The 25656-nt window shown below is 49.2% G+C and carries 22 protein-coding genes and 1 other RNA gene; 12 read left to right on the forward strand and 11 right to left on the reverse strand.

Annotation, left to right across the window (positions count from 1 at the left end):
• The first annotated feature begins 55 nt into the window (after positions 1-55).
• Positions 56-1462, forward strand: a complete 1407-nt coding sequence (locus ACR9Y8_RS02285; RefSeq protein ID WP_481211605.1) for an outer membrane protein assembly factor BamB family protein — start codon at positions 56-58, stop codon at positions 1460-1462.
• Positions 1463-1471: 9 nt separating this feature from the next.
• Here ACR9Y8_RS02285 and ACR9Y8_RS02290 read toward each other — a convergent pair whose 3' ends face one another.
• The 3 genes from ACR9Y8_RS02290 to pyrR all read right to left on the reverse strand — a co-directional run bounded on the left by ACR9Y8_RS02290 (position 1472) and on the right by pyrR (position 3419).
• A complete protein-coding gene (locus ACR9Y8_RS02290) occupies positions 1472-1801 on the reverse strand; it encodes a DMT family protein (RefSeq protein WP_481211606.1) in 330 nt (109 codons plus the stop codon).
• Between the two features lie 104 nt (positions 1802-1905).
• On the reverse strand, positions 1906-2838 hold the full coding sequence (locus ACR9Y8_RS02295; protein ID WP_481211607.1) for an aspartate carbamoyltransferase catalytic subunit: 933 nt from the start codon (positions 2836-2838) through the stop codon (positions 1906-1908).
• Between the two features lie 50 nt (positions 2839-2888).
• On the reverse strand, positions 2889-3419 hold the full coding sequence (gene pyrR / locus ACR9Y8_RS02300; RefSeq protein WP_481211608.1) for a bifunctional pyr operon transcriptional regulator/uracil phosphoribosyltransferase PyrR: 531 nt from the start codon (positions 3417-3419) through the stop codon (positions 2889-2891).
• 157 nt (positions 3420-3576) lie between these two features.
• Between pyrR and ACR9Y8_RS02305 the strand changes: the two genes are divergently transcribed.
• Both ACR9Y8_RS02305 and ACR9Y8_RS02310 read left to right on the forward strand, forming a co-directional pair.
• Positions 3577-4038 (forward strand): hypothetical protein, encoded by a 462-nt coding sequence (locus tag ACR9Y8_RS02305; RefSeq protein ID WP_481211609.1) that lies wholly within the window; start codon positions 3577-3579, stop codon positions 4036-4038.
• A 198-nt stretch (positions 4039-4236) separates the two neighbouring features.
• Positions 4237-4755 (forward strand): peroxiredoxin, encoded by a 519-nt coding sequence (locus ACR9Y8_RS02310; RefSeq protein ID WP_481211610.1) that lies wholly within the window; start codon positions 4237-4239, stop codon positions 4753-4755.
• 160 nt (positions 4756-4915) lie between these two features.
• On the opposite strand, the gene metK is transcribed toward ACR9Y8_RS02310, so the two are convergent.
• The 3 genes from metK to ACR9Y8_RS02325 all read right to left on the reverse strand — a co-directional run bounded on the left by metK (position 4916) and on the right by ACR9Y8_RS02325 (position 8490).
• Positions 4916-6169: a methionine adenosyltransferase gene (gene metK, locus ACR9Y8_RS02315; RefSeq protein WP_481211611.1), complete on the reverse strand. Its 1254-nt coding sequence runs from the start codon at positions 6167-6169 to the stop codon at positions 4916-4918.
• A gap of 15 nt (positions 6170-6184) precedes the next feature.
• The gene (locus ACR9Y8_RS02320; protein WP_481211612.1) at positions 6185-7546 is read right to left on the reverse strand and encodes a DUF4270 family protein; all 1362 of its coding nucleotides are present in this window, start codon (positions 7544-7546) and stop codon (positions 6185-6187) included.
• Between the two features lie 125 nt (positions 7547-7671).
• The gene (locus tag ACR9Y8_RS02325) at positions 7672-8490 is read right to left on the reverse strand and encodes a glycogen/starch synthase (protein ID WP_481211613.1); all 819 of its coding nucleotides are present in this window, start codon (positions 8488-8490) and stop codon (positions 7672-7674) included.
• A gap of 278 nt (positions 8491-8768) precedes the next feature.
• Here ACR9Y8_RS02325 and panC point away from each other — a divergent pair, with 278 nt between their 5' ends.
• From panC to ACR9Y8_RS02370, 9 genes are all read left to right on the forward strand, one after another.
• On the forward strand, positions 8769-9635 hold the full coding sequence (gene panC, locus ACR9Y8_RS02330; protein ID WP_481211614.1) for a pantoate--beta-alanine ligase: 867 nt from the start codon (positions 8769-8771) through the stop codon (positions 9633-9635).
• A gap of 37 nt (positions 9636-9672) precedes the next feature.
• The gene (gene panD, locus ACR9Y8_RS02335; RefSeq protein ID WP_481211615.1) at positions 9673-10017 is read left to right on the forward strand and encodes an aspartate 1-decarboxylase; all 345 of its coding nucleotides are present in this window, start codon (positions 9673-9675) and stop codon (positions 10015-10017) included.
• A gap of 23 nt (positions 10018-10040) precedes the next feature.
• Complete coding sequence (locus ACR9Y8_RS02340; RefSeq protein WP_481211616.1) at positions 10041-11042, forward strand: lysylphosphatidylglycerol synthase transmembrane domain-containing protein; 1002 nt, start codon at positions 10041-10043, stop codon at positions 11040-11042.
• Between the two features lie 95 nt (positions 11043-11137).
• Positions 11138-13303: a polyphosphate kinase 1 gene (gene ppk1, locus ACR9Y8_RS02345; protein ID WP_481211617.1), complete on the forward strand. Its 2166-nt coding sequence runs from the start codon at positions 11138-11140 to the stop codon at positions 13301-13303.
• A 103-nt stretch (positions 13304-13406) separates the two neighbouring features.
• Complete coding sequence (locus tag ACR9Y8_RS02350) at positions 13407-14297, forward strand: Ppx/GppA phosphatase family protein (protein ID WP_481211618.1); 891 nt, start codon at positions 13407-13409, stop codon at positions 14295-14297.
• A 90-nt stretch (positions 14298-14387) separates the two neighbouring features.
• Positions 14388-15203 carry a 3-methyl-2-oxobutanoate hydroxymethyltransferase gene (panB, locus tag ACR9Y8_RS02355; RefSeq protein WP_481211619.1) on the forward strand — a complete coding sequence of 272 codons (816 nt, stop codon included), beginning with the start codon at positions 14388-14390 and terminating at the stop codon, positions 15201-15203.
• Positions 15204-15360: 157 nt separating this feature from the next.
• Positions 15361-16245, forward strand: coding sequence for a 2-oxoadipate dioxygenase/decarboxylase family protein (locus ACR9Y8_RS02360; protein ID WP_481211620.1), 885 nt, complete (start codon positions 15361-15363; stop codon positions 16243-16245).
• Positions 16246-16443: 198 nt separating this feature from the next.
• A complete protein-coding gene (gene amaB, locus ACR9Y8_RS02365) occupies positions 16444-17901 on the forward strand; it encodes an L-piperidine-6-carboxylate dehydrogenase (protein WP_481211621.1) in 1458 nt (485 codons plus the stop codon).
• Between the two features lie 1575 nt (positions 17902-19476).
• Positions 19477-21150 (forward strand): S8 family peptidase, encoded by a 1674-nt coding sequence (locus ACR9Y8_RS02370; protein ID WP_481211622.1) that lies wholly within the window; start codon positions 19477-19479, stop codon positions 21148-21150.
• 116 nt (positions 21151-21266) lie between these two features.
• Here ACR9Y8_RS02370 and ACR9Y8_RS02375 read toward each other — a convergent pair whose 3' ends face one another.
• From ACR9Y8_RS02375 to ACR9Y8_RS02395, 5 genes are all read right to left on the reverse strand, one after another.
• Complete coding sequence (locus ACR9Y8_RS02375) at positions 21267-21677, reverse strand: DUF4870 domain-containing protein (protein WP_481211623.1); 411 nt, start codon at positions 21675-21677, stop codon at positions 21267-21269.
• 43 nt (positions 21678-21720) lie between these two features.
• An RNA gene (rnpB, locus tag ACR9Y8_RS02380) (RNase P RNA component class A) lies at positions 21721-22097 on the reverse strand.
• A gap of 21 nt (positions 22098-22118) precedes the next feature.
• Entirely contained in the window at positions 22119-23144 is a 1026-nt protein-coding gene (locus ACR9Y8_RS02385; RefSeq protein WP_481211624.1) for a Smr/MutS family protein, read from the reverse strand.
• A gap of 118 nt (positions 23145-23262) precedes the next feature.
• Positions 23263-23700, reverse strand: a complete 438-nt coding sequence (locus ACR9Y8_RS02390; RefSeq protein ID WP_481211625.1) for a DoxX family membrane protein — start codon at positions 23698-23700, stop codon at positions 23263-23265.
• Between the two features lie 256 nt (positions 23701-23956).
• On the reverse strand, positions 23957-25612 hold the full coding sequence (locus tag ACR9Y8_RS02395) for an amino acid permease (RefSeq protein WP_481211626.1): 1656 nt from the start codon (positions 25610-25612) through the stop codon (positions 23957-23959).
• Positions 25613-25656: the final 44 nt, after the last annotated feature.

Raw genomic sequence — 25656 nt, forward strand, 5'->3', positions numbered from 1 at the left:
ATGAATGGACGAATAGTAATAATTCATATATTTGGAGCCATAAAATAATATCTCTATGCCTGTAAAATTTGTTAAACCCATTTGTTGGCTCCTTATTGTCATGATGGGCCTTTCATCCTGTACAACGGGAGATGAACCCAAACCTCCAACCGACAAAGACATTACTGCTTTCATTTTAAAAAAAGCAGATCAGCTTCCCTTCGATCCTGCCGACGTTAGCATTAGCCTCGGTAAAGACAGTATTGAAGTAGTGCTGCCAGCAGGTACTGACCTGACCCACCTGATCCCCGACATCGTGATCTCCGGTGTGTCTGTCAGTCCGGCCAGCGGCGTGCCGCAGGATTTTTCAAACGGAATAAAGTATACCGTCACTGCCGGGGATAGCAGCACGCATGTATATACTGTGCTGGTGAAGAAAAGAAAAACGGTGTTTATCGGTACCAGCGGCGCCTTTTATGCGCTGGATGAAGCCAATGGCCGCCAGGTCTGGAAGTTTACCGATGGCCGCAGTTTTTCCTATTCCGATGCGGTGTTATACAAAGGCCTGGTATATGTTGGCGGCATCAGCGGGTACATGTATGCGTTCAACGCTAACACAGGGGCTGTAGTATGGAAAAAGAAACTTGGCGAAACCGGTATAGAATGCGGCCCGGCTATTACAGGCAACACCGTCTACATCGGCGATAATGACGATTATTTCTATGCGCTGGATGCAACCACGGGACAGCAAAAATGGCGGTTCTCTACTTATGCCAACAACAGCTCCAACCCGGTGCTTTTCGGCAATAAGGTGATCTTTGGCAGCTCAGACAGCAGGTTAATCGCCCTGGACACTTCTACCGGCAGCCTGGCCTGGCAATATACCACAGGCGATATGATCAATGCATCTGCCCCTGCTCTTTCCAATGGCGTTGTATTTGTTGGCAGCAGGGATGGATATCTGTATGCCATTAACGCTGCAACAGGCCAGTTAAAATGGAAATATTCCACTATGGGGATCTCTCTGGAAATGTCAAGTCCTGCGGTCTATAACGGGATCGTTTACATAGGCGGCTGGGCCAATGTCCCGGATTTTTCCCTTCATGGCAGCCTATACGCCGTAAATGAACAGACCGGACAGCTGGTATGGCATGCGTTGGACAGCATGGGCGTTTCAACCAGTCCTTGTGTAGATAATGGAAAAGTGTACATTAGTCCAAATGGCGGAACGCTGTATGCGCTTAATGCAGCTACCGGAACAATACTGTGGGATAAGACAATACTTCCAAACGGGGCCAGTCCTGCCATTTCAGGTAACACGCTCTATGTTGGCGGCAGCGGCACAAGGTATATTTACGCGTTGGACAAAAACACAGGCGCCGAGAAATGGAAATTCAACATTCAGAGCGAGTTTGGTGGTTCCACTCCTGTAATTGGCAGAACTGCAAAGCCAATACGGGGTTTCTCTATTGGCAGACAGTAACCAGTGGTATTACTTCTTAAACATAAAATATACCGCACCCAGTATAAAAGCAAAAGAGATCAGGTAGTTCCAGCGAAAAGGCTCCTTCAGGTAAAAAACGGCAAAGAGCGCAAATACGGTCAATGTCACTATTTCCTGGATCGTCTTTAGCTGGAACCCGCTAAAACCTTCCTGTGCGCCATAGCGGTTGGCAGGCACCATAAAGCAGTATTCAAAGAAGGCAATGCCCCAGCTGATCAGGATCACCTTCCAGAGCGCAGTGCCCTGGTGCTTTAAATGCCCGTACCAGGCAAAGGTCATGAAGGTGTTGGAGATTAAAAGAAGGATAACGGTGCGCATTTCCGCAAATAAATTAATAATTAAGAATTAACAATTAATAATCATAGAACTTGTAACAGGCGTGCAACTTGTATCGCACATTATTAATTATTCATTGTTAATTATTAATTGTTAGCGGTTTTACCCGCCAGCAGATACAGCACCGCCATACGCACAGCTACGCCATTCTCTACCTGGTTCAGGATAATGGACTGGCCGGAATCAGCCACATCTGAGCTTAATTCTACTCCCCTGTTGATGGGACCAGGATGCATGATCACAATATCTTTCTGCAGGCTGTCCAGCAGGCGGCGGTTTACGCCGTACGCCAGCGAATATTCCCGCAGGGAGGAGAACAGCGGTGTATTCTGTCTTTCCAGCTGTATGCGCAGCACATTGGCCACATCGCACCAGGCCAGCGCTTCACGGATGCTGTAGGTTACGTTTACGCCCAGCGCAGCCGCCATGTGCTTCGGGATCAGTGTGGGAGGGCCCACTACCGTTACTTCGGCGCCCAGCTTTTTAAGACAGTAAATATTGGACAGCGCCACCCTGGAGTGCATAATATCACCGCAGATGGCCACTTTTTTACCCTCAACGCTGCCGAGCTTTTCGCGGATGGAAAAGGCGTCCAGCAATGCCTGGGTAGGATGCTCATTGATACCGTCACCGGCATTTACAATAGGCACATTGATGTGTTGCGACAGGAAGTGGGGGGCGCCGCTGGCAGAGTGCCGCATTACCACCATATCCACTTTCATGGAGAGGATATTGTTCACCGTATCGATCAGCGTTTCCCCCTTAGAAACAGAGGAGCCGGATGCGGAGAAATTCACCACATCTGCGCTCAGCCGCTTTTCCGCCAGCTCAAACGAGATCCGTGTACGGGTTGAGTTCTCAAAAAATAAATTAACGATGGTAGTGTCCCGCAAGGTTGGAACTTTCTTGATTGGCCTTTGCAAAACCTCCTTAAACTGGTCAGCTGTTTGAAAAACAAGCTCTATATCCTGACGTTCCAGATCGCGAATTCCGAGAAGATGTTTTACTGAGAGTGACATTCTAAGGTGCAAATATACAGGTGAAAATTTGATTCCCTACGCCGAATTTTCTATTCCAGTATGATAACTTCATCTTTACCATCCCGCTCATTCCATAAAACCCGCACCTTTTCACTGATGATAGCATCGATGGTACGGCCGGTATAATCAGCCTGGATAGGCAGCTGGCGCGTAAAACGGCGGTCTATCAATACCAGCAGCTCTACCGAGGCCGGACGGCCAAAATCCAGCATGGCGTCCAGGGCAGAACGTGTGGTACGCCCGGTATACAGTACATCATCGATCAGCACTACGCGTTTATTCTCAATGGAAAAATTGATATCCGTTTCATTGGGCACATGCAGGGCATTGCCCTTATTAAAATCATCCCTGTAAAAAGTAATATCCAGCTTGCCATAAGAGATAGGCGTACCAGGCAACAACTTCTGCAGGGTATGATAGATCCTGTCAGACAGGTAGATACCACGCGGTTGAAGGCCGATCAGCACAGAATGCTCAAAGTCGAGATGATTCTCTATCAGCTGGTGACAAAGCCTGTCTATTGTAATGGCCAACTGTGTCCCATTCAGTATGGTTTTCAAAGCACATTAAATTTTTGATGTCCAAAAATAGTAATTAAAAGCCATAGAACTATTTAACATTCCCTTAGAAAACAAATAACACTGTTTAACAATATATCTCCATTTTACTGTTTAGATTGCTATCGTTAACAATCTATATCACTAAACCCAGTTGTCTATGCAGAGAATTTTATTGTCCCTTTGCACGGGAACCCTTTTGTTGTTTGTTCAGCCCAAAGTACAGGCCCAGGAACAACCTCCTCCATTTAAAAAGAACCTTATCGGCGGCAATTTTGGATTTTCGTATTCGAAAAGTACAAACGCAGTGACCGGGCTCGAAGAAAAAAACACCAATATAAGCTTCGCCCCCGTGTATGCCCATTACATTAAACCCACAGTTGCAATTGGAGCCAGCCTCGCCTATTCTCGCTATACAAACGAAAATATCAACGGTATAGATAAGGTGAAGACAAATTACTACTCGTTCAGGCCTTTCATCCGGTTTGAGATCCCCTTATGGCAAAGCAGGTTTGCTATTTACAATGACCTGGGCATTTATGGCATGTACGCAAAAAATGACCGGGAAGGCAGTTACAAATACAGCTGGGATGCCTGGGGAAGCAGGGGATTACTCCCATAATTTTGGTATCAGGTCTACCCGCAACGGTACTAACGACTTCAAGATTGGAATTAATTTCCTATTCTGACTGAAGACCCTCAAAATGAGTTGTCCTGCCAGGAGGCAGGACAACTGCCTCGCTCCTTCCGCCCCAAATAATTTTACCCCATCTTAGGCCCCGATCCCCGAACTTTGTAGTAGCATAAATCAACACTTTTTATGAAACAGTTCATGCATACCGCCCTGCTGGCGGGCGCACTGTTCTTATGGACCTACAGCGCCCATGCACAGCTGAAGAACGGCGATAAAGTACCCGGCTTCCGCTTAAAAGACCAGAACGGCCAGCTCTTTGATCTTTCTTCCGTATTAGGCAAGCAGCCACTAGTGATCTACTTCTACCCGAAGGATGAAACCAGCGTCTGCACCAGGGAAGCCTGCTCCTTCCGCGACTCCTACGAAAAGTTTCGCGAGCAGGGCGCTAAAGTGATCGGCATCAGCAGCGACGGCGTAGCATCGCACAAGGAATTTGCTGAACATCACAAACTGCCCTTCACCCTGCTGGCCGATACCGCCAACCAGGTAAGGAAACTGTTCGGAGTGCCTAAAAACTTTGTATTACCGGGGAGAGTCACTTATGTAGTGGATAAGAATGGGGTGGTCATCCATCAGTTCAATTCCATGCGCAATGCAGAACAGCATGTAACGGAATCATTGGCAGCGCTGCAGAAGATAAAATAAAAAAGTTTGAGGTTTGAAGTTTGAGGTTTGAAGTTTAAGGTTTGAAGTTCGTTAAACGTTAAAGGTTCAGGACAACTGTCTTTCTTAAGACTATTTATCTGAACATCTAACTTCCAACGAACCTCAAACTTCAAACCTCAAACCTCAAACCACTAATAACTTATAAGCTAAACGCCTTCTTCACAGCATCCACATAATCCAGCTTCTCCCACGTAAACAGTTCCACTTCCACTTTCTTCTCATTCTTCTTGCCTTTGTTGAACACTTTCGTGATCACCTCGTGGTCGCGGCCCATATGTCCGTAAGCAGCGGTTTCGCTGTAGATAGGATTGCGTAGTTTCAGCCTTTGTTCGATGGAATAAGGGCGCATATCGAAGATCTCTTCTACTTTGCGGGCAATTTCACCATCGTTCATATTTACCTTGGCAGTACCGTAGGTATTGATGTACAAGCCACAGGGCTTGGCTACACCAATAGCGTAAGATACCTGTACCAGCACTTCATCACACAAACCTGCAGCTACCAGGTTCTTGGCGATATGACGGGTAGCGTAAGCAGCAGAACGGTCTACCTTGGAAGGATCTTTACCGGAGAATGCACCACCACCGTGAGCGCCTTTACCACCGTAAGTGTCTACGATGATCTTACGGCCGGTCAGGCCGGTATCGCCGTGAGGGCCACCGATCACAAACTTACCGGTAGGGTTGATATGATAAGTGATCTTGTCGTCGAACAGCTCGCGCAGCTCAGGCTTCAGTTGCGCCTTTACGCGGGGCACCACGATGTTGATCATATCAGACTTGATCTTGTCCAGCATCTGCTGATCCTTGTCAAAATCATCGTGCTGGGTAGATATAACGATGGTATCAATGCGAACAGGCTTGTTATCATCAGAGTACTCGATCGTTACCTGTGATTTGGCATCCGGGCGCAGGTAAGTAATGTCCTTATTCTCGCGGCGGATCGCAGCCAGCTCTATCAGCAGCTTGTGAGCCAGGTCAAGGGCCAGGGGCATGTAGTTCTCTGTTTCTTTGGTAGCGTAACCAAACATCATACCCTGGTCGCCGGCGCCCTGCTCTTCAGGGTTCTTACGGTCAACACCCTGGTTGATATCAGGTGATTGTTCATGGATAGCCGACAGGATACCACAGCTGTTGGCCTCGAACATATATTCACTTTTGGTATACCCTATCTTACGGATCACCTCGCGGGCAATATCCTGTACATCCAGGTATGCATCTGATTTTACTTCACCTGCCAGCACCACCTGACCGGTAGTTACCAATGTTTCGCAGGCTACTTTAGACTTTGCATCATACGCAAGGAAATGGTCAATCAATGCATCGGAGATCTGATCCGCTACTTTATCGGGATGCCCTTCTGATACCGACTCTGACGTAAATAAATAAGGCATAACTCTCTTTCGCTTTTAAAGTTTAGTGTAAATAATTCGCAGTTTTAAATTGTACTGGGAATGAATCCCTCCGCCTGCTTTCACACGATGTACGTCAATATTCCGCGGAGATAAAGCCTCCAGCTTGAAACCGGTATTGGTTTCCTGTTTACGCAGCAGGAACTGCATAAACCGTGCAATATTGAACTTGTACTGTGATACTTTCACTCCTCCAACGTTCACCTCTGTTTTATCGCCACCAAAATATGGTTGGTTGGGATTCTGAGGGTTACCGTAGTCTATCACGGGTCTGGTGGTGTCCCCGTTGGTATATTGCATCAAAAATAGGAAATCTGGTTCAGAATATATATTATCCAGGTCGCCCGCACCGGTAGTTATTTCTGTTACTACCAGTTCTGCCTTGTTGATCACTGAGTTCGGGAAGTTCTCCAGGTTAGGGATCGTGATCTTCGTAAAGAAGCCCGGAGCGTCTGTCAGATAGAGCAAACTATCGCCGGTAGCGCTGTTGGTATTCAGGTACTGAGCCGACTGTGAGCCCATCGGGTTACGCACAAAGTAGTTGGCATGCGCTGCGCTGCTGCCAAAAGCGAAATGCGTTTGCAGGGAGTCCTTCTCTGAGTTCTGGTAATATACGGTCAGGTAATTTTCCGCCTCTGTCATGTCCAGGTACAGCATGGTACGGTTGGTAGACAGGGTGGTATCCGGTATAATAGCGAATCCTTTGAGGAAAGCGCGGAAAGTAGAGTCATTCGTAAAGCCGGTGGTAGATGTCTGCTGCAGCAGCTGGTTACCAAAGGCGGTGCTCAGCTTGATACGCAGCTGAGGCCCTTCTTTTACGCCGTATACAGATACGGAATCTTTCAGGTTCCGGGGTATCACGGTGGCAGTACCCAGCAGTTCGCCTGCGTTGTACTTCAATGCCTGGTAATAACGATAATTGGAATCTACCTTGAAATCAGGCTCGTTCATGCGGTATACCCGGAAGGTTTGCGGCGCCAGTGAATCGCCATAATAGCCTCTTACGGCAAGGCTCAGCACCACAGAGTCCAGTTTCTGGTTAGTGCCCTGCCAGCTGTAGGCATTGCTGGGAAGGCTCATCTGCGTATATACAAAGCCGTGGCTTCTGCCAAACAGCGGGTCATCCACGATGGAGCCCAGCACTTTGTTATAGTTGCCCCGCCCGGTGAACACGGCGGAATCCACTTTCCAGATATTGTGGGTAATGATGTTAATGATGGTGGTATCCTCTCCGTTTACAAAGTCTTTTCCGGGTATCAGCTCCTTCCCTAGGATGGTAGCTTCATTACAACCGGACGAAATATAGAGCACAGTAAAGAAAGCGGCGACTAGTCCCAGGTTCCTGAAAATAATTCTCACGCGTATTGATTTTGTTTTTAAGTCGATGGTCCATAGTCCATGGTCCATGGTTGTTATGTTGCTAAAAAGTCTGCTTAAGTACCGGATATGCCATGGACCATGGACTATGGTCTATGGGCTTCCCGCTATTTTCCAAGCAACTGGTTATACAGCTGCAGGTAGTCGGCCAGGTCCTCATTCTCTTTTTTATATGGAAGAACGATCTTGCCCTTTTCCCCCTTTATTTCCTCTACCAGCTTTTTATCAACTTTATCCCCCGCCACTATCACTGCATCGGCATACTTGGCCGCGCCTTTGTTCAGCGCTGCATTGCTGCCTTCTTTGTACAGCTCTATATCTTTTTCCTTGATCTGGTTACTGATAGTAGCCTTCTTGACGAAAGTAGCCCCCAGCTTCTCCTTAAAAGAATTGGGTTCCAGCGAATATACGATCTTTGAATGTGCAAAAACAGGCTCCTTCTTGTAAGCCGTTTTCAGGTACATAGGTATCAGTGATGTCATCCAGCCGCTGCAATGGATAATATCCGGCGGCCAGCCAAATTTCTTCACCGTTTCAAGCGCTCCTTTACAGAAAAACACGGCACGGGCCGCGTTATCATCGTAGAACTGCTCGTTCTCGTCTGCAAATACCGCTTTACGCTTAAAATAATCCTCATTGTCCAGGAAATATACCTGCAGGCGGGCGCTCGGCAAAGAAGCCACCTTAATGATCAGCGGGTAATCGTCGTTGTCTATGACAATATTGATCCCCGACAGCCGCACAACTTCATGCAAACGATGTCTTCTCTCATTAATAATGCCAAACCTGGGCATGATCACCCGAACCTCCAATCCCGCCTCGTTGGACTTAATTGCCATTTTATTGACCATGGCCGCATATTCAGTCAAATCCAAATATGGCGACATTTCCTGGGCAATAAAAAGAATTCTTTTCTTTGTGGACATTTAATGCTGATTATTAATGCAGTAATTTTTAATTTGGCTTGCAAAATTACGGATTTTTTAAAGAAAAAAGGACAAATTGGCACTTTTAACATCGCTTTAAGCGTTTTTCACGTGTCAAAGTGGAAAAATGTCTGCATATTTGAGGGTTTGATGTCTGAGGTTTGAAGTTTGAAGTTCGTTAAATGTTAGAAGTCCCGGTTAGTAGCCGGCCTGTCTGTTATGAACTTGTAACCTGCAACCAACTTCAAACCTCAAACATCAAACATCAAACCTGAAACATGTTCATTTTCAAACAAAAGAAAGATCTTCAGGACTTTCTTGAAACAGCCCGGCAGAAAGGATCAAAGATCGGATTTGTACCAACCATGGGCGCCCTCCACCAGGGACACCTGTCATTAATACACGAGGCCCGGCAACACACCAGCCTGGTAGTGTGCAGTATCTTTGTAAATCCTACACAATTCAATGATCCTTCGGACTTTGAGAAGTATCCCATCACAATAGAAAAAGATATCGAGCTGCTCACCGGGGCAGGTACGGATGTCCTTTTCCTACCCTCAGTACCTGAAATGTATCCGGAAGGCCTGGATGCCCCCGCGCCGCATTACGACTTCGGCGAACTGGAATCCGTGCTCGAAGGAGCTCACCGCCCAGGCCATTTCCAGGGCGTAGGCCGCATCGTACATAAGCTGCTGGATATCGTACAGCCACACCAGCTGTTCATGGGACAGAAAGACCTGCAGCAATGCCTGGTTGTGAAACATTTGTTAAAATTGATCAAGTCCCCGGCGGAAATGATCATCTGCCCCACCCTCCGCGAACCCGACGGCCTGGCCATGAGCAGCCGTAACGTACGCCTGAGCCCTGCAGAAAGGACAAACGCCGTGGCCCTCTATAAGGCCCTTTCCTATATCCGCGATCATATCCGTGAGGGTGAGCCGCTCCCTGATGTGCTGACTGCCGCCCGCTTGCAGTTACAGTCCAGTAAATTTGAAGCGGATTACCTGGACGTGATCGCCGTAAAAGACGGTAATGCCATTACATACCCGGGTTCCCCCGCAGAAGCTTCCGGCCCTATGTACGCCGTGGTGGCTGCTAAAATGCAGGGCAGCCCCGTGAGGCTCATCGATAATATGCAGATTTAGGATTTATCCGTAGCTTTGCGGATTCTGAACCAGAACTATGCAGATCGAAGTACTTAAAGGTAAGATACACCGCGCTGTCATTACAGAAGCCAACCTGAACTATGTCGGCAGCATCACCATTGACGAAGACCTGATGGATGCCGCCAACCTCATTGAATATGAAAAAGTACAGGTGGTGAACGTAAACAACGGCGAACGCCTGGAGACCTATGTGCTGAAAGGCAAACGCGGCTCCGGAGTGGTCTGTATGAACGGCCCTGCGGCCCGTTTATGCGCCGTGGGCGATGTGGTGATCATTATCTCCTATGCCATCATGGACTTTGAAGAAGCTAAAAAGCACACTCCGGTGGCCATCTTCCCAAAAGAAGGCAATAAGTTATAAATTCAGCCCACAATCCCGGTGATATGCCCAAAAAACTCAAGAACGTATTACAGATAGCTATTTTCCTGGGCATAGGTCTGGTATTGATATGGCTCATCACAAAAGACCTTACTGCAGAACAGAAAGAGCAGATCAAAACTGCCCTTCGCAATGCCCATTACTGGCTGGTAGTCCCCGCCATCATCATCGGCATTGCCAGTCACTGGGCAAGGGCGGTACGCTGGAAACTGCTGATAAAGCCCCTGGGCTACGAACCAGGCACCCTTAATACATTCTTTGCCGTAATGGTTGGCTACCTGGCCAACCTGGCCGTTCCCCGCCTGGGAGAAGTAAGCCGCTGCGGTATCCTCGCCCGTTACGAAAAAATCCCGGCCGATAAGCTCATCGGCACCATGATCGCAGAACGCGCCATAGACCTCATCTGCCTGATGCTCCTGTTGATAGCCACCGTATTGGTACAGATGGACCTCATCGGGCAGTTCTTTCAAACCGAAGTATGGCATCCGCTGCAGCAGAAGATCGCTAACGCGGGCAGCGCACAAATGCTGCTCTATATCGGTATACTGATCGTCTTCATCATCATCCTGTTTATTTTCTTCCGGCTTTTTGCCCGTTCCAAAGCAGCCATCACCTTACGCACCCTGGCAAGAGGCGTGCTCGAAGGCATCCTGTCTGTAGGTAAAATGGAACGCAAAGGCTGGTTCATCTTTTATACCCTGCTCATTTGGGCCCTGTACTTTTCCATGCTGTACTGTGGCTTCTATACGCTGGATGAGACCAAACACCTTGGCTTTAACGCCGCCCTGGCCATTCTCGGCGTTGGCAGTATAGGCATGATCGTTACCCAGGGCGGTATCGGCGCTTACCATGCGCTGGTAACCAAAACCCTCGTGCTATACAATATCCATGAATCCACCGGCTACGCCTTCAGCTGGATCCTCTGGCTGGCTCAAACCCTCCTGGTAATGGTGGTAGGCTTACTCTCCCTTGTGCTGCTCCCCGTCTTCAATAATAATAAGCGATAGATCGGTACAAATAGTGTAAATTTAACATACAGGTTCGCGGAAAATATGTATGTTGGGATCAGTGTGAACAACCTCCAGATTGCAAATTTCAATTTATGCGTTTGACGAAAAGTGAACCAGCTGATATGGTAACCGCAACAGAATTAATACCGGATAAAAAGGGGAGTAAAAAAAAGAGTGAAGTGCCGCAAAAGAAGAAGATGATTGCCAGGGATGTGAGCTGGCTCTCCTTCAATGCAAGGGTATTACAGGAAGCTGCAGACCCCAGCGTACCCCTGCGGGAAAGGATCCGTTTCCTCGGCATCTTCTCCAATAACCTCGATGAGTTCTACCGTGTAAGGGTGGCTACCCTGAAACGCATGATGTCCTTCGGCCGTTCCGCCAAAGTGCACCTCGAAGAAAACCCCGATCAGATCCTCGACGATATTCAGCAGATCGGTATACAACAGCAACGTGAATTTGACCGTATATGGAAAGATATTGAGGAAGAGCTGCGTGCAGAAAAGATCTTCATCCGCACAGAAAAACAGCTCAGCAAAGAGCAGCAGAAATTTGTACTGAACTATTTTGATGAGGAGGTGCGCACCAATATCATCCCCCTGATGATAGAAAGTATCCAGCACCTGCCCTACCTGCGCGATAAATCCATCTACCTGGCCGTAGGGCTGGCCCGCCAGGATAACTCCGTGAGAACAAAGTTTGCGCTCATAGAGATCCCTACCGCCATCCTGCCCCGCTTTATCATCCTGCCTTCCAAAGAAGGTGAACGCGATATTATACTCCTGGAAGATGTGGTGCGCTTTTGCCTGCCCCATATCTTCTCCTACTTTGGCTACGATAAGTTCAACGCCCATATCATCAAAGTGACCCGCGATGCAGAGCTGGATATCGATAACGATATCTCCACCAGCCTGATCCACCAGCTGGAAAAAGGACTGAAAGAACGCCGCAAAGGCAAGCCGGTACGCTTTGTATACGACAAGGATATTGATCCGCTGCTGCTGGAATACCTGATGCGCCGCATGGGCCTTTCCGGGAAAGATAACCTCGTTCCCGGCGCCAGGATCCATAACTTCAAGGACTTTATGGATTTCCCGGATTCGGTGTTCTCCAACAAGCAGCAGCAACACCGTAAAACGTTTATACATCCGCTGTTCCAGAACGCGCCCAGCGTAATGCACGTGATCCAGCAGCAGGATGTCATGCTCCACCTGCCTTACCATTCTTTTGATACAGTGATCGACCTGCTGCGCGAAGCAGCCATCGATCCGAACGTGATCTCCATTAAGATCACCGCCTACCGCCTGGCCCGTAATTCCAAGATCATGAATGCACTGGTGAACGCGGTACGCAACGGCAAACAGGTGACCGTAGCCCTGGAGCTGCGTGCCCGCTTCAATGAGGCCGATAACCTGGAATGGAAAACCCGCCTGGAAGATGAAGGCGTAAAAGTACTGATCGGCATCCCCGGTATGAAGGTGCACGCCAAACTCTGCGTGATCAAAAAGAAGATAGGCACCAAAGTAGTACAATGCGGCTTTGTCAGCACCGGTAATCTCAACGAGAAAACCGCCCGCGTATACGGTGATCATTGCCTGCTTACCGCCAACCGCTCCATCATGGCTGATGTCAACCGCATCTTCGCTTACCTCGAAAGCCCGCGGCATGATGTCAAAACCACATTGGAAGCCTGTACTACCCTGCCGGTAAGCCCCTATAACATGCGCAACTTCTTCATCAGGATGATAGACAAGGAGATCAAGAACGCAAAGCATAAGAAGAAGGCCGGTATGATCCTGAAAATGAACTCCCTCTCCGATCCGATACTGATCGCTAAACTGTATGAAGCCGCCAAAGAAGGCGTAGACATCCAGATGGTGATCAGGGGTATCTGTTGCGCCTATACTGAGAACAAGAAATGGGAGAAGCCCATTCATGCTGTCAGCATCGTAGACGAATACCTGGAGCATGCCCGCGTGTTTATCTTCCATAACGGCGGACAGGAACGCATGTTCATCGCCTCCTGCGACTGGATGCTGCGTAACCTTGATCACCGCGTAGAAGCCGCCGTACCCATCCTTGACCCCGCCATTGCACAGGAACTGAAAGATATTATGCAGATCCAGCTCAGCGGTAATGTCAAGGCCCGCATCCTCGATAATGAGCAGAAGAACGAATACAAACGCGATCATTCGGGTAAAAAGATCCGCTCGCAGGTAGAGATCTACCGCTACCTGCATGAGAAGCAATACCCGATGTAAAGGTGTAAATGCCAAATCCCAAATTCCAAATTCCAAAACGCGGAGATTTTCCCTGGTTTACTTTAGATTTGGAATTTGGGATTTGTATTTTGAACTTTGAATTATGAAATTAGCTGCAATTGATATCGGTTCCAACGCTGCCAGGCTGCTCATATCAGAGGCATCCCCCAAAACCAATGGGGAAATGGATTTTACCAAGGTGAACCTGATCCGTGTGCCGCTGCGTTTAGGCTTTGACGTATTCACCACCGGGGTCATCTCTGATAACAAGGCCGAAGATCTGCTGAACACGATCAAGGCGTTTCAATTGCTGCTGGACGTATATCATGTAAAATACCTGAAAGCCTGCGCCACCTCCGCCATGCGCGACGCCAGCAACGCTGCCGGGATCCTGAAGACCGTAAAGCAAACAACCGGCATCGACATCCGCGTGATCACCGGCGAAGAAGAAGCTTCTTTCATATTTGAGAACCACGTGGCCGAGCACATGGCCGCCACCAGCTCTTATCTCTACATAGATGTGGGCGGCGGCAGCACCGAGCTGACCTTCTTCAGCCGCAACCGGCTCATCTTCAAAACCTCTTTTAATATCGGCACCATACGCCTGCTACAGCAACAGGTAACAGATACGCACTGGCAGCTGATGAAGGATACCCTCAAACAGATGCTCAGGGGCTACGGACCTGTAACCGCCATTGGTTCCGGCGGTAATATCAACAAGATCTTCTCCCTCTCCAAACGCAAGGAAGGCAAACCGCTCTCCCTTGAAACACTGAAAGACTACTATAAGGAATTCGCCAGCTTTACCGTAGAAGAAAGGATCCACCTGTACAACCTCCGGGAAGATCGTGCAGACGTGATCGTACCTGCCCTCCAGATCTATGTGAACGTAATGCGCTGGGCAGATGCCAACGAGATCTATGTGCCCAAGATCGGCCTGGCCGATGGCCTTATACAAGCCCTCTACGCGGAGATCAGCAACCAACCCGTCTAAAATAATTTGACGCTTTAGGAATATATTCCCCAAATTTGTGATCCGCCGGCTGGCGGATAATCCGTTATTATTCATTTTATTAATTAGCAAATGTCTGTACACAAGGAAGTTAAGCGTGTTACCACCCATGTACTACAGAAAATGAAAGTCGATGGGGAAAAGATATCCATGATCACCGCCTATGATTACTCCATGGCCCGCATTTTTGATGATGCAGGCATGGATGTGATACTGGTGGGCGACTCCGCCTCCAACGTAATGGCGGGGCATGAAACAACGCTCCCCATCACACTGGACCAGATGATCTATCATGCCTCCTCTGTGGTAAGGGCCATTAAGCGTTGCTTCGTGGTGGTAGACCTGCCCTTCGGCTCCTACCAGGGCAACTCCAAGGAAGCGCTCAGCTCTGCCATCCGTATCATGAAAGAGACCGGCGCACATGGTATCAAGATCGAGGGCGGCGAAGAGATCATTGAATCCGTAAAACGGATCATCTCTTCCGGCGTACCGGTAATGGGCCACCTGGGCCTTACACCCCAGTCCATCTACAAGTTCGGCACCTATGCCGTACGCGCTACCGAAGATGCGGAGGCCAACAAGCTCCTGCAGGATGCCGTACTTTTACAGGAAGCCGGCTGCTTCGCCATCGTCCTCGAAAAGATCCCCGCCCAGCTGGCCAAAAAAGTGGCTGAAACAGTACAGATCCCCTGCATCGGCATCGGCGCCGGCAGGTATGTAGACGGACAGGTGCTCGTGATGCACGACATGCTGGGTATTAACAAAGAGTTCAAGCCCCGCTTCCTGCGCCGCTACCTCAACCTCTACGAAGAGATCTACAATGCTTCACAGCAATATATCCATGATGTGAAAGCAAAGGATTTCCCGAACGAGAACGAGCAATATTAAATAGTTTGAGGTTTGAAGTTTGAAGTTTGAGGTTCGTTAAAAGTTAGAGGTTTAGATTGGCAGTCCGGCTACCATTTATGAACTTGTAACCTTCAACTAACCTCAAACTTCAAAGCCTCAAACCTCAAACCTTAAACACCAAAACCATCTTGTTTTTATGCTTGAAAACATCCTTAACGGCCTGATGCAACGCTACATGGAGCGTGTACCAGATGTAAAGGCCATTATTGAGACCATGATCAGGGAAGGGATCATTCAACGTCCGGAGGATGTTGAAAATGACCATATCGCGTTCCGTACAATGGGCGTTCCCCCTTTAGGGATCCAGTCGCTGGAAAAGATCTTTTTACATTACGGCTACACGAAAAGGGATGCCTATTTCTTTAAAGAGAAAAAGCTGGATGCATTTTGGTATGCCCCGCCCTCCCCGCAGTTTCCCCGTATCTTCATCAGCGAGCTGCGGGTGCAGGACCTCAGCCCCCGCGCCCAGGAGCTGATCACCAGCTACACCAGCGAAGTGAAAACAGACCCGGTAGATGCCCTCAACCTCGACGACGCAGCAGCCGTAGACGCGTTCCTGCACAGCGGCTTGTGGCGCCTTCCCACCCTGGAAGATTACAAAGCGCTCGCCGAAGAAAGCGAATACGCCGCCTGGGTGATCTACAACCGTTATTACCTCAACCACTTTACCATCAGCGTGCATAATCTTCCCCCGGGATATAACACCGTAGCAGATTTCAACGCTTTCCTGGAACGCAATGGCTTTGTGCTCAACAACGCCGGCGGAAAAATAAAGGTAAGTCCCGACGGAGGCCTCCTCCAAAGCGCCACCGTCGCCAACATGATCACAGCCAGTTTCGCCAACAACGAAACCTACCGCATCGCCGGCTCTTACGTAGAATTTGCGGAACGAAAGGTCTTACCGCAATTCGCTCAGCTGCCTGCCGACCAGGTCAAACGGGAACACCGCCGCGATGGCTTCGAAGCCGGCAATGCAGATAAGATCTTTGAAAGCACCTACAGTTCACAGACAGGGAAATAGTTAACAGTCGTTAGTCGTCAGTGGTCAGTCGTCAGTGGTCAGTGGTCAGTTAACAGTTGTCAGTTAACAGTTGTCAGTTGTTAGTGGACAGTTGACTGATACCGACGACTTATGACTAATGACTAACGACTAACGACTGACGACTTACGACTGACAACTGACAACTATCAACTGCCAACTTATTAATAACTTGCAATCATGATAGCAGATACTTTAAAGCAATTCACCATACAGTCCAGGAACAGCGGTGTAAGCACCGGTGCAAACTGGCTCCCCGGGAAAGGAGCATTATTGGCTTCCTACTCACCTGTAGACGGCGAGCTGATCGCCGAAGTACAGGGCGCTTCCAGGGAAGAATACGATACCGTAGTAGCCGCCGCCCATGAAGCGTTCAAAGAATGGCGCCTCTGGCCTGCTCCCAAACGCGGCGAAGTGGTAAGGCAGATCGGCGATGCCCTGCGTACCCACAAAACAGCCCTGGGCAAGCTGGTGTCCTGGGAAATGGGTAAAAGCCTGCAGGAAGGCTATGGAGAAGTACAGGAGATGATCGACATCTGCGATTTCGCCGTAGGCCTCTCCCGCCAGCTGTACGGCCTCACCATGCACTCTGAAAGGCCCGGCCACCGTATGTACGAACAGTGGCACCCCCTGGGCATTACCGGTATTATCTCCGCTTTTAACTTCCCCGTAGCTGTTTGGAGCTGGAACTCTATGCTGGCCTGGGTTTGTGGCGATGTATGCATCTGGAAGCCCTCTGAGAAAACACCCGTTACCGCCCTGGTGTGCCAGCGTATTGTGCAGCAGGTGTTTGCGGCGAATAAAGTGCCCGAAGGAGTATGCTGCCTGGTAGCAGGCGGCCGTGAAGTCGGCGAATGGATCGCCAACGATACGCGCATTCCGCTGGTATCCGCCACCGGATCCACCCGTATGGGCAAGGCCGTAGGAGCCGCTGTAGGAGCCCGGCTGGGCAGGGCTTTGCTGGAGCTGGGAGGCAATAACGCAATCATCATCTCCGCTTCTGCCGACCTGGATATGGCATTGATCGGCTGCGTATTCGGCGCCGTAGGCACCGCCGGACAACGCTGTACCTCTACCCGCCGCCTCATCATCGAAGAGAGCGTATATGATGCATTCACAGAGAAGCTGGCTAATGCTTACAAGCAGCTCCGTATAGGCAATCCACTGGACGAAGGCAACCACGTAGGCCCGCTCATCGATAAAGACGCGGTAAAGTCCTACCAGCAGGCCCTGGAACAGGTGAAGCAACAAGGCGGCCGCTTCCTGGTAGAAGGCGGCATCCTGGAAGGAAAAGGCTTCGAATCCGGCTGCTATGTACGTCCCTGCATTGCCGAAGTAGAGAACTTTTACGACATCGTACAGCATGAGACCTTTGCGCCCATCCTGTACGTGATGAAATACAAAACCATCCAGGAGGCTATAGACATGCAGAACGGTGTACCACAGGGCCTTTCCTCCGCCATTATGACACTCAACCTGCGCGAGGCCGAGCAGTTCCTCAGCAGCGCCGGCTCTGATTGTGGCATCGCCAACGTCAACATCGGCACCTCCGGCGCCGAGATAGGCGGCGCATTTGGCGGGAAAAAGAAACCGGTGGCGGCCGCGAAAGCGGCTCCGACGCCTGGAAGAATTATATGAGGCGGCAGACGAATACAATGAATTATTCTAATACGCTACCCCTGGCGCAAGGGATTAAGTTTACGGTGTAGGTGCTCTTCCGGGGAATGCGTCTCCCAAGGAAAGAATGCCTGAATGACCCGTCATTGCGGAATGCTCTCCCAAGGAAAGAACGCCTGAATGACCCGTCATTGCGGAATGCTCTCCAAAAGAAAGAACGCCTGAATGACCCGTCATTGCGGAATGCTCTCCCAAGGAAAGAACGCCTGAATGACCCGTCATTGCGGAATGCTCTCCCAAAGAAAGAACGCCTGAATGACCCGTCATTGCGGAATGCTCTCCAAAGGAAAGAACGCCTGAATGACCCGTCATTGCGGAATGCTCTCCAAAGGAAAGAACGCCTGAATGACTCGTCATTGCGGAATGCTCTCCAAAGGAAAGAACGCCTGAATGACCCGTCATTGCGAGACGCAGCAAAGCCTTTGTGCGCGGGGCGCGACGAAGCAATCTTTTCTCACAACCACCATCATCTTCACTTAAATTGCGTCAAAAGATTGCTTCGTCGCCCTTCCCACTAACCCTCGCATCTCCTCGCAATGACGGCACTATCAAGTTTCCTACCTTGTGGCTCCTTCCCAACCCTCGCATCTCCTCGCAATGACGGCACTATCAAGTTTCCCGCCGTGTGGCTCCTCCCACTAACCCTCGCATCTCCGCAATAACGGCACTATCAAGTTCCTGGCTTGTAGCTCCTTTCAACAACGGTTCACGCCAACTATCCTCCGATACTCCCCCGCCAAACCTGTAGACTTCCTCCACACTCCTGCCTGCTCCCTTCACCCCTTCCTACTGCAACCACCCTGCAATTGCACTGAAACCTCGGCTCATATTCATTTCGTCCATATTCGTATTCATCTAAAAATCGTCCCCTTCTTCCCTCCGTCTCAACAATAATCAGCGTATCCATTACGTTTTATCTAATCGCAATCGGTTCCAATAACCACCAATAAAAAAATAAGCGAGGTTAGAGAACCTCGCTTTTTCGTTAAACGGAAACCATGCTTATGAGAAAAACATCTGATAGGCCGAAGATGGCCTCCAAATATTCTTCCAGTGATAAATATTATACTTTTTTTCGAGAATTCATATTCTACTTTTGTGCTATAATGTGCTTTTCTGAACCCTTTTTTTGCAAAACCATACTTCACATTTAATCTTAAACCTACCCCATTCATTACACTCTACTGGTACACACTGATTATCAATTGCTTCATCCCCTCTGCTTCACAGCCCTATTTAAACCACCTGCCTCCGCCCACCCAAAAATTGCTGCAATCCAACTGTCCTGTTGCAATCTCCGCTCCTTGTAATTTCGTATTTGGAATTTAGAATTTTTCACCAATCATGTTTTTTGAACGCTCGTCAGATTCTTGTCTTGTCATAATATCATTTTACATATCTTTAACCAATTCTGGTACCTAACTTGCTCTACATGGCAATGTTATTACCAATATTTATTTTTAATATTTTAGACCTGGTACCGGGCGTTTAGTAAAAAATGCAAGGTCCATCTGACTAAAAAAGAACCACTTACAAATGAACTTACGCAGAGCAGTTGCTGTCCTGTCAGGTAGTGCTATGTTATTGACGGCCTCCCTCGGCTCATTCGCACAGGGAACATCCGTACCGAGGAACTGGCACTTATTAAGCTATGAGAAGGACAGCGTGTATGGAATCGGTGCAGACAAGGCTTACAAAGAGCTTCTTAAAGGCAAGAAAAGCACGCCCGTAGTGGTAGCCGTGATAGACTCCGGCATCGATACCACCCACGAAGATCTCCGTTCAGTACTCTGGACAAATCCTAAAGAAATACCCGGCAACGGCATAGACGATGACGGGAACGGCTATGTGGACGATATCCATGGCTGGAACTTCCTCGGCGGTAAAGACGGCCGCAGCATCAAAGAGGATTCTGACGAAGCCACCCGCGAGTATTTCCGTTACAAAAAGATCTACGGCAATCCTGACTCCACCATGGACCCAGATTCGAAAGAATATGCCTACTGGAAAAGACTGGTGGAAAAAGTTGTAAAACCCTCCAGCCAGTACAAGGTGTCTTATAAGACCATGTCAAAGCTGCAGGATAACCTGAAGAAATGTGCGTACATCCTGACCAATTTCCTGAAACAGGATGACTTCACCATCAATAAGCTGGACAGCATCGAAACAACCGACCAGGACGTGATGCTGGCCAAGAATTTCATGATCCGCCTGCTGCAGAGCACCGGCGAAGAGAACATCGCCTACCTCGACTTCAAATCCGAATTCGAGGAATACCTGGCCGACCTGAAAAAGAAAGCCGAAAGAGTAGATGAAGGCCTGGTAGATAAACGCGCCGAGATCGTGGGCGACAAGGTGGACGATATCAATGATAAATACTACGGCAACAACGACGTAATGGGCCAGTTCTCCTTCCATGGCACCCACGTTTCCGGTATCATTGCCGCTGCCCGTAATAACGACATCGGCATCGACGGTATAGCCGACAACGTTCGTATCATGGCCGTAAAAGTAGTACCGGATGGCGACGAACGCGATAAAGACGTTGCCCTGGGCATCCGCTACGCGGTAGACAACGGCGCCCGTATCATCAATATGAGCTTTGGTAAAGGCTTCAGCCCGAACAAAGTATGGGTAGACGACGCCATCCAATATGCCCAGTCAAAAGGCGTATTGCTTGTACACGCCGCCGGTAACGACGCCAGCGATAATGATGTAGTGGATAATTTCCCTACTCCTCACATGAACGACCATACGCGCGCTACCAACTTTATCACAGTAGGCGCCAGCGGTTCCGGCCGTCAGTCTTCCAAAGTGGCTAATTTCTCCAACTACGGCAGAACGGAAGTAGACCTCTTCGCCCCCGGCGTACAGATCTATTCTACCGTGCCTGGCGGTAACAAATACGGCAGCGCCAGCGGTACCAGTATGGCCGCTCCCGTAGTAACCGGTGTAGCAGCATTGGTGCTCTCCTACTACCCTGACCTCACTGCACAGCAGCTGAAAATGGTACTGGAAAAAACAGCAGTTCCGATGCAGGACAGCATGGTGAACAAACCCGGCACAGACGATAAAGTGCCTTTCTCTGAACTGTCTGTTACAGGCGGTATTGTAAATGCCTACAAAGCATTGAAGATGGCCGACAGCATCAGCGCCTACGGAGACAAAAAGAAGCCTAAGTCGAAAATGCAGCCCGTGAAGAAAGGTTAAGGCTTCCGGGTTCCAAATAGAAAATCCCAAATTCCAAAGCGCGGAGATGTCCGCAACCACTCTTGGAATTTGGGATTTTTATTTGAATTAAACTGTGAACTTTGGAATTTGGAATTTTACTTAACGATTCTCCAACTGATCGGATACCTGTACGGCACTCCCTTACTGGCCCTCACCGCCCCTATGATCGAAAAAACGATATTGAGCACCCATATGATACCATAAAGGCTCACAAATGACATACTGAAAAGGTCAAAATCCCAATCATCCCGCCAGAGCCTCCGGAATGCCCAAACCCCATGACGGATACTGACCAGCAGGCCAATGGCCACGTTGATAAGACTAAGGGTAATCTGGAAATTAAGGGCTTCTTTTCCCTGGTTGTCGATAAAAGACGATTCATTACGTTTGATCAGCCACATTACCAGCGCCCCGATGATATTGCCTACATACGAGAGTACGGCCATACCTATCAGTCCGCCCAGGTGTACCAGGGCCCCCCAGGTTTTTTCTTCTTTTTGTTCCATAAAGTATAAGCGTTTAGTGTGGTTGCGGGGCATAGGAATAACATAAAACTACAAACCTGTAAGCCGGATTCTGTATCCGCTGCCTTGCAGCAGCGGCTGCTATCATTTATCTGCGATGACGCTCACGCGCCAACTGTATCTGCCTACCCTCGGTCATCGGACGGGCAGCCCTCAAACGACCGTATACATGGCATTTCAGCACACAAGGTTTACCCTCCCGGCATGTTACCACACCGCGACGTGGGCTCTTACCCCACATTTTCACCCTTACCCCAACCGTGGTCGGGACGGTTATTTTCTGTGGCACTATCTGTCTCGCAGCCTTGCACCGCGATCCCACCCGTTAGGTGGTGTGTTGCCCTATGCTGTCCGGACTTTCCTTCCCTTCATTACTGAAAAGACGATAGCTCGGTTTGTAGTTTACGTTATTACTTTACAAAGTTACACATATTTGAAAAATATCTCCGTAGCCCCATACCCGTACCGGGGATGATATTCATTCACGAAGTTATCTACCTCAGGGGTTTGCCGCAGTATATGATGCAGCTCGTCCCGCAGCTTCCCTTTGCCAAGGCCATGGATCACGATCATGCTGGGTTGCCGGTGGGAAATGGCCAGATCCAGGTAACGCTGAAACTCATTGAGTTGTATAGCCAGGATGGCAATATTGGTTAAACCCTTCCAGTTGTCGTCCAGCTTTTCAATGTGCAGGTCCAGCTCATATTTAGGCTCCAGCGGCGTATCTGCCGACACCTGGATCGTACCGGGCGACATCTTAGCAATGTCTGCCATGTCAAAACCGGCTGCCGTAGCCGCCTGTTTATCCGGGTATTTCTCAAACAGCGGAAAGCTCAGCATCGCATCCCGCCGAACCCGGAGGTCATGCAGCTGGTGGAACACCTGTTTAGGCTTGATCTTCCAGCTTTTCTTAAAAGAAGGGGCCAGCTTGGGGTCCGGATCTTTCAGGGAGAAGCTGAACTCAAAACGCGGACTGTCATTCAGTGATTCAAACAGCAGGTCTGCCAGGTAAAAATTGTTAAAGGGCAGCAGCTCGTTCTTGATCTCTAAATCCAGCTGGTTCTTCAGCCAGATCTGGAAATGAAAGCGATAGGTGCGCTGCGTTTCATTCAGCAGGTGGAACTTCAGCAGCTGGATCTGCTCTTCCATACCATCCTGCTGGTAAACAGGCAGCATAGACAGGAACACGCCCTTGTCTGTGCGGAAAGTCTCATGTTTCTTTTTCTCAACGGGGATCTCGTCTCCGGGTATCATCTTACGCGGAGCCGCAGCAGGGGTCTTTTTTTCCGTAAAGCGGTAAAAATAAGGGAAGTCTATCTGGTCAAGATACACGGGGAAAGTGATGTTACTTACTTCCACCATTACCATTTCGTGGTTGACAATGTCAACTACAGTGCCCTCCTCTTTGGAATGCAGCAGTATTATCTTATCTCCTATTTCATATTTCATGATGGCATTCTCTCCCCTGACAATTTAAATTTACGATCCAGCTGTTAACCGGTTAAACATCCCAAAGCTAAAGTCTAAAATCGTAAATCTAAAATCAGATTGTCCTTCCCGCCATACCTTAATTAGGATGCCTGCGCATATATGCGTCGATGGAAACGGGGCCGCTGCCTTCTATGAGGAAGAAGATCAGCAGGAACAGGACAATGATAGAAAGGCTGAGCTGCGTGTACACCGTGAACAGTCCCGTGGGGGAATGCACGAATAACACCGCGCCCAGTAAAACCGGTATGTTTGCAATTACAGCCACTCTCGTTAGCAATCCCAGTGTGATCAACAATCCGCCTGCCAGGTGGGCAAATACAATGTAATGCGCCAGCCAGAAGGACATTACCGTTAGAACGGGGCTTTCATCGATCAGGGCGGTCAAAGCATCCCTGTTCTGAACGAAGATCACGCCCAGGTAGAACAGGAACATGCCCAATCCTATCCGAACAAAATCTATCCATTTAGGATGATGCCGGTCGCCCCAGCTTTCAATTCGCTGTAGCAGATTCATAACATTAGGTTTTAAGATCAATCAAAGAGCTTATCCTAATATACGAAAAATGTCTGAGGTTTGAGGTTTGGGGTTTGGGGTTTGAGGTTTGAGGTTTGAAGTTTGAGGTTCGTTAAAGGTTACAGGTTCAGTACCTGTATGCTGTCCTGCGGGAGACAAGCCGGTCAGGCAGAAGGCTCGTCCTTAACTTCTAACTTCTAACGAACTTCAAACTTCAAACCTCAAACCTCAAACCTCAGACCTTAACCCTCAAACCTCAAACTTTCACAGCTTGCGTTGCCTGCACTTTTTCTTTTGAAAGCTTACTATTCCTGTAGCTATACCCAAAATAAATAACTAAGCCGATAAGCAGCCAGACAGCAAACACGATCCAGTTCTTTAGTCCCATTTCCGTCATCAGGTAAAAACAGCTGAGCAGTCCCAGAACCGGGATGAGTGAGAGTTTACGCGTAAAAGAGAGTACGGTGATCACCACCGCTACGACCGTAAACAAATCGAAGGGAATATTATGTTTCCACACCTCCCATCCACCGGCAAAAGACCATTTCTCTGCCAGGGGAGCGCGGAAGATCAATATAAAAAGAACGATCAGCCCGGGCACAATCCACTGCCCGTTAATATACGGCAGCTTGAAACGGCCGCCGCTGCTTTCCTCCCTGGGCAGCATCAGCACGCCGCCGCATACCAGGATAAAGGCAAACAGGGTACCGATACTGGTAAGGTCCGTTACAATGGTCAGGTTCAGGAACAGTGCTGGTACACCTACGATAATGCCTGTAACGATCGTGGCAAAGGAAGGCGTTCTGAAGCGCGGGTGGATCTTGCTGAAGCGCTTCGGCAGCAGCCCGTCGCGGCTCATGCTCATCCAGATACGGGGCTGCCCGATCTGGAATACCAGCAGCACGCTGGTAGTGGCGATCACCGCGCTCACGGAAATAATATAACCGATCCATTTCAGGTTCACCGCATCAAAGACATAGGCCAGGGGATCCGCCACCTTCAGCTGGGTAAAGGGCACCATCCCCGTTAATACCAGCGCGATCAGCACATACAGGACGGTACAGATGATCAGAGAATAGAACATGCCCCTGGGCAGGTCCCGCTGGGGATGCGTACATTCTTCCGCCGTGGTGCTCACCGCATCAAAGCCGATATAAGCAAAGAATACGGCCGATACGCCCCTTAACACCCCCGAAAAGCCGTTAGGCATGAAAGGGTTCCAGTTGTCCGTATTTACATAGAAGGCGCCGAGCACGATCACGAAAACGATCACCAGGATCTTGAACGCCACCATCATATTGGCGCTGCGTTTACTTTCCTGGATCCCTACATAGGCCAGCCAGGTGATAAACACCACGATCAAAAAGGCAGGCAGGTTCAGGATGACAGGCACTCCCGCAATACGGGGCGCCGCCGCCAGCGTTTCCGCCGTGGCATTGTCATAGTTGCTGGTGAGCCAGGCAGGAAAGCCAAGGCCCAGGCCCCGCAGCAGATTATTAAAATAGCCGCTCCAGGAGATGGATACGGCTATATTACCAATGGCATATTCCAGGATGAGCGACCAGCCTATGACCCAGGCGGCCAGCTCGCCGAATGTTACATATGAATAAGTGTAGGCGCTGCCCGATACCGGTACCCGGGAAGCAAATTCCGCATAGCACAAGGCCGAAAACCCGCAGGTAACAGCCGTGATGATAAAGAGGATGGATACACCCGGACCACCGTGAAAGGAGGCTTCCCCTATGGTGGAGAAGATCCCGGCCCCTATCACAGCCGCAATCCCCATGGCGGTCAGGTCTTTTACCTTTAATACCTTACGGAGTTCACCAGTTCCGTGACCATCAGCCAGCCCCTCTTGGGCGTCTTTAAGTATAGTGGATAACGACTTCCTGCGGAATAACGACTTAGACAAAGCAAGTTTTATTTTGGTGAATGTGCGAATATAAGGATTTCCCT

The sequence above is a fragment of the Chitinophaga sp. SVR4-12A genome (assembly GCF_056754765.1).